Genomic DNA, 5,028 nt, shown 5'->3' on the forward strand with positions numbered 1-5,028 from the left:
CTTGAAGGAAATAGTAACAACCGATTCACTGGCTGTACTGCAGAGAGTAGAGCAAATCTGTAGGTGCGTCTTCTTAAAAAGGTCCCGGTTCGCTCAGAAGGAAATGCAGTACAGTTCCTAAGATTACGGTTCATTGTCGCTTTTAGTTTGTTCGTATTGCGAAGTAGATTTCGCACGAAAGTCTGAGTCTCGCAGCGATTTTCGAGATTAATTGCCTATCTTTGGTTCCTATTCGGCTACAGAAAGCAGCGTTAAAGAGATGTTAGTGTGGTATATTCTCCTAGAATGTATATTCACCGTAAGGCACTTTTGGAAGGTGATTTTCTTTTCATTGTATTTGATCTTCACTTTCATAATTCGGGAGGCAAAATCATGAGAAAGGTATTGATTGTGGTCTTACTAAGCATGGTTCTATTCACAACTGGTCTATTTGCGGTTGTATCTGGAGACCCAGTAGTTGAGGGTCAACTACCGTTTCTTCTCACCAACGCGGGGCAGGGTCCCGGCGGTAAAATGGCAAGGCTTCTAATATGGCAGAGCGGAGCAATTGAAGACACGGATTTCGATTACAATGCAGAACCACTTAAAGAAAATCCGAACGATCTTACTGCGAGAGAATACAAGATGCTTTTCGTAATCATCGGTTCTTCTGCAAAGGGCCTTGGCGCATCGGGTATAACTATTGATGAAGAGATAGTGAGACTCAACAAGATGATAGAAGAAGCCAAGAGACTCAACATGTTTATTATTGCCGCTCACATTGAAGGAAAGGCAAGAAGGGGAAATCCCGGAAGTGCAGACGAACGGTCAATTGATGCGATTGCACCATATGCAGACTACCTAATTGTGATGAAAGAGGGAAACTTAGATGGTAAATTCACTAGGATAGCTGAAGAGAAAGATATCCCCCTCACTCTCATCGACAACACGATTGATTTCATGCAGGTAATTAAATTGATGTTCCCGGCCGAATGATGGCGTTCTAGCCAGATCGCCGCTTCTTTGGAGGAGTAAAAATGTATCTTCAGACAACGATTATCGCAATAATTATGGTTGCTACTTTTGCTCTTGCAAGCTGGAAGTTGAAATCGCCGGAGATATCCATGGTAATTACCGCCATTGTTGGTGCGTTAGTGGGTGGGTTTGGATTTCCCTCGAGGCTTCTAGTGGAGGGTATGTTTACATATTTTGATGTTGGAATGATTTTTCTAACCGCATCGATTTTTATCAATATTTACTCTGAGACAGGGGCTATGAATGCCCTGGTTCGATGGATTGTGAAGCAGTTTTACGACAGAAAGTGGCTAATGTTAGTGCTACTGGGAATATTGATGATCATTCCTGGTGCTTTGACTGGAGCGGGGAGCGTATCGATATTTGTCGTAGGAGGCCTAGTAGCTTCAGTCATGAGCTACATGGGGTTTTCGAAGAGGCGTGTGGCGGCCTTCATATACTTGTTTGCAATGCTTGCTGCCGTTTCACCTCCTATAAACCTATGGGCAATGTTGATGGCAGCTCAGGCTAACATGCCATATGTTGGTTTCAATGTGGTACTGCTTGTACCAATAGTAATTATTGCCTTGTTTACAATAGTCTATACTGGCACTAGCAAGACGCCGGAGAGAAAGAGCAAAGAACACATCCTTTCCGAACTTCCACTTCCACCTGAAGGGATGAATTGGTTCAAGATCATAACTCCTTTTGCTGTTCTGCTTGTGTTGATTCTACTATCTAAATTCGCGGCATTTTCTATTCCCGTTCTTGGCCTTCCGCTTACATTTGTGATATGTGCTTTTGCCTCTGCCATGATGGACAGGAAGAGGTGGGATGTTCGCAAATGGTTCGATGTGATGGTAAAGACTATGGATCAGGTGTTTCCGCTACTAGCAACGGTTATAAGCGTAGGTGCCCTTGTAAATATCATGACGGCAACTGGTGTCAGAGGCTTGCTTGCTATCACTTTCATTACTCTACCGATGGTTTTCATCTACATTACCGCGCTGCTTTTTGCACCTTTCGCCCAAGGAGCGCTCAGCTACGGAAGTGCAATTATCCTCGGTACGCCAATAATCTTCCTATTCAATTCGGTTGGACTGAATGTCACAGTTACTGCTGCTGCCCTCAGTCTCCTTTTCCCATTGGGCGACTGTCTGCCTCCATCGAGAATAGTGGGAAGGCTTACTGTTGAGACGGTAGGATATGAAGGCAGCTACATGTCTTTCCTCAAAGCGATAGCTATACCGTGGCTTTTCATGGGTGCTATCGGGCTGCTGATGCTTATTTTCCCCAACCAGTTAGATTTCCTTGTAGTCTATTGATGGAGGTGAGGACATGTTGGTCTTAATGGATACGATTATTCACTATTTTTACTTCGTAATGACTGGGTTCTTTGCAATCCTTCTGCTAAAGAATCTTTTCAAAAGAGAAAGGCGAAAAGGCCTTGTCTATGACATAGTCTATTCCTACGTTATCATGGTCTTCATACTAAGAGTAATCGGGATTAAGTGAGGTGTGAGATGAAGAATCCACTGTATCTAAAAATCCTATTCCTGGTTCTTTCGGGCGTACTCGGCCTTTTAGCTGGAATAGAGTTCTGGGAACTCCGGCATTACAAAGAAACGGTCGTCGTTTCAGAAGACTTCTCTGAAAAGATTATGCTTAGCCAGTATCTTCCAAGTCTCAAGAATACTTGGGGAGATACACCTATTTATATCTATGACTCCGGAGTACCGGGAGGCTCGATGCTTGTTCTCGGTGGAACCCATCCATATGAGCCGGCGACGACACTCGCGACCTACGTTATGATGGAAAACATCGACGTGACATCGGGGAAAGTCTATATAATTCCTCATGCAAATATGAGTGCCTCTACATTGGGAATGCTTGGCAACGCATACATAAAGTACTACCATATAGAGACTCCATGGGGTCAGAAGAAGTATAGAGTCGGTGACCGAGGAACTAATCCACTAGATCAGTGGCCAGACCCTTTCACCTACGTTCACTACCCATCAACCCAGAATTTGGCTTACCAGGACATCAGGAATTTGAACAGGACTTTTCCTGGAAGACCGGATGGAACGCTTACGGAGAGAATATCCTATGCGATTATGGAGTTGATTCGGAATGAGGACATTGACATTTTCTTCGATTTTCACGAGGCATCACTGATGTACCCGGTGGTAAGTACTTACGTGGCACACGACAGGTCAATGGATATTGCCATGATGGCCGCAATGATGCTAAGCGCCACTCAGTTCCCGATGAAGTGCGAGGCCTCGCCAAAAAACTTGAGAGGTCTGACACATAGAGAAGTGGGCGACTTCAGCAATACGTTGGCAATATTGATGGAGACGCCCGAAGCCTTTATCGACAGAGTCGTTGGGCGCATGTCAGAGGAACTTATGCTAGAGGGTAAAGATGAATTCCTTCAGACAGCTGCAGAAAAGGGTCTAGTTTACTGCGATTACGACATATACGAAGGTTTTCCGGATGCTCTTGGAAACATGATTATTGGTACACCGATGGATTACAGAGTCGGTAGGCACCTATCAGGAACGCTAGAGGCCTTGAACTGGATGAATCAGTTCTTCCCTGACAAGGCAATTAGCGTGACTTTTCCGAACTACGTCGATGTTATGAGTAATGGGTCGGGGTACTATCTACATGATCCAAGCAAAGCCGACCCATCCAGAGTCTTCCAGAACTGAAAGTCTGAAGATCAACTGATACAGGAAGGCACCACAATCCTTTTTCTAGGGGGCAAAACGTGAAATTGAAGCTGAAAGCGTTCCTGGTACTTGTGATTTTGCTGGTCTTCTTGAGTAGTACCGCGCTTACCTGTACCATACTTGCCGTTGGCAAGGATGCATCGGTGGATGGTTCGACAATTGTTACCCACAACGACGATTCCAGTTCGGCCGACTTCAGGCTGTGGATAATCCCGGCTATAGACTGGCCGGAAGGTTCGATGAGAGATATCGTGATCGATTCTCACAACTACATTGATTACGGTGACTTTCCCTTCGTTGATGTTGGTGACAAGGGAGTAGTTGTGGGACAGATTCCTCAGGTGGAGCACACCTACCAGTATTTCCACTCCAGATACTCGTTTATCAAAGAAATGGGAGTTGCAATGGGTGAGTCCACTGCCGGAGTTAGAAGGGAACTGAGAGAGGCCAGAGGTTGGATCGACTGCTGGACGGCTCAGGATATCGCTCTCGAGAGGGCCTCCACGGCAAGAGAAGCGGTCAGAATCATGGGGGATCTTGTCGAGCAGTACGGTTGGTACGGTTCAGGCGAGATAATGAACGTAACTGATGGAGATGAGGTCTGGATAGCCGAATTCTACGGACGTGATCTCTGGGTTGCAGTGAGGATGCCGGACGACTGTGTTTTCGTCGGTGCAAACACGATGAGAATTCGAGATGTCGATTTTGAAGACACTGAAAATGTGATGTACTCCCCGAATCTTATTTCTTATGCGGTTGAACAGGGATGGTACGATCCAAATTCCGGAGAACCCTTCAGACCGGCAGATGTGTATGCCCCGAGGAGCAGCGGAAACATTCGCGAATGGAGAGCATTCAGCTTGATGGCTCCATCCATGGGGTACGAGTACCTAGATGTCCACTACCCTCTCTGGATAAAACCCGATAAGAAACTTTCCGTTTGGGACATTTTCACAATTTCTGGAGATTGGTACGAAAGAACGGAATTCGACCTGACTAAAGGAATTGGTGCCGGGCCTTTTGGCGATCCATTTGCAAGCTACAGAGTCGGAGGAAGGCAGAGACCCATAGGTATCTACTTGAGTTGTTATGTTCAGATCAGTCAGATCAAGAACTGGTTGCCGCCTGTAATTGGATCAGTAGTATGGTTTGGATATGGTGGAGGCGGCACACAGTACCATACTCCTCTTTGGCCGGCAATGTCTGAGCTGCCAGAGTTCTATCAGGTTGGCTCGAGATATGAAGACTTCAGAAGAGATTCTGGATGGTGGACAAGTACATATGTTCAGGAAATGAC

5 protein-coding genes are annotated in these 5,028 nt (G+C 45.7%); all 5 read left to right on the forward strand.

Going from position 1 to position 5,028, the window contains the following annotated elements; translation table 11 throughout:
* Positions 1–372 precede the first annotated feature (372 nt).
* Positions 373–975 (forward strand): DUF6305 family protein, encoded by a 603-nt coding sequence (locus BG32_RS04420; protein ID WP_006492107.1) that lies wholly within the window; start codon positions 373–375, stop codon positions 973–975.
* A gap of 41 nt (positions 976–1,016) precedes the next feature.
* Positions 1,017–2,318: a citrate transporter gene (locus BG32_RS04425; RefSeq protein WP_006492109.1), complete on the forward strand. Its 1,302-nt coding sequence runs from the start codon at positions 1,017–1,019 to the stop codon at positions 2,316–2,318.
* A gap of 13 nt (positions 2,319–2,331) precedes the next feature.
* Positions 2,332–2,508: a hypothetical protein gene (locus tag BG32_RS15510; RefSeq protein WP_006492111.1), complete on the forward strand. Its 177-nt coding sequence runs from the start codon at positions 2,332–2,334 to the stop codon at positions 2,506–2,508.
* 8 nt (positions 2,509–2,516) lie between these two features.
* Positions 2,517–3,710 carry a succinylglutamate desuccinylase/aspartoacylase family protein gene (locus BG32_RS04430; protein WP_014730325.1) on the forward strand — a complete coding sequence of 398 codons (1,194 nt, stop codon included), beginning with the start codon at positions 2,517–2,519 and terminating at the stop codon, positions 3,708–3,710.
* 59 nt (positions 3,711–3,769) lie between these two features.
* A partial coding sequence (locus tag BG32_RS04435) for a dipeptidase (protein WP_121526466.1) occupies positions 3,770–5,028 on the forward strand: 1,259 nt, incomplete at its 3' end.

This window comes from Mesotoga sp. HF07.pep.5.2.highcov (genome assembly GCF_003666285.1).
GTDB lineage: Bacteria > Thermotogota > Thermotogae > Petrotogales > Kosmotogaceae > Mesotoga > Mesotoga prima.

Excerpts from the sequence above, each read along its gene's own strand:
- BG32_RS04420 (WP_006492107.1), top strand. The coding sequence starts at position 373 with ATGAGAAAGGTATTGATTGTGGTCTTACTAAGCATGGTTCTATTCACA.
- BG32_RS04425 (WP_006492109.1), top strand. The coding sequence starts at position 1,017 with ATGTATCTTCAGACAACGATTATCGCAATAATTATGGTTGCTACTTTT.
- BG32_RS15510 (WP_006492111.1), top strand. The coding sequence starts at position 2,332 with ATGTTGGTCTTAATGGATACGATTATTCACTATTTTTACTTCGTAATG.
- BG32_RS04430 (WP_014730325.1), top strand. The coding sequence starts at position 2,517 with ATGAAGAATCCACTGTATCTAAAAATCCTATTCCTGGTTCTTTCGGGC.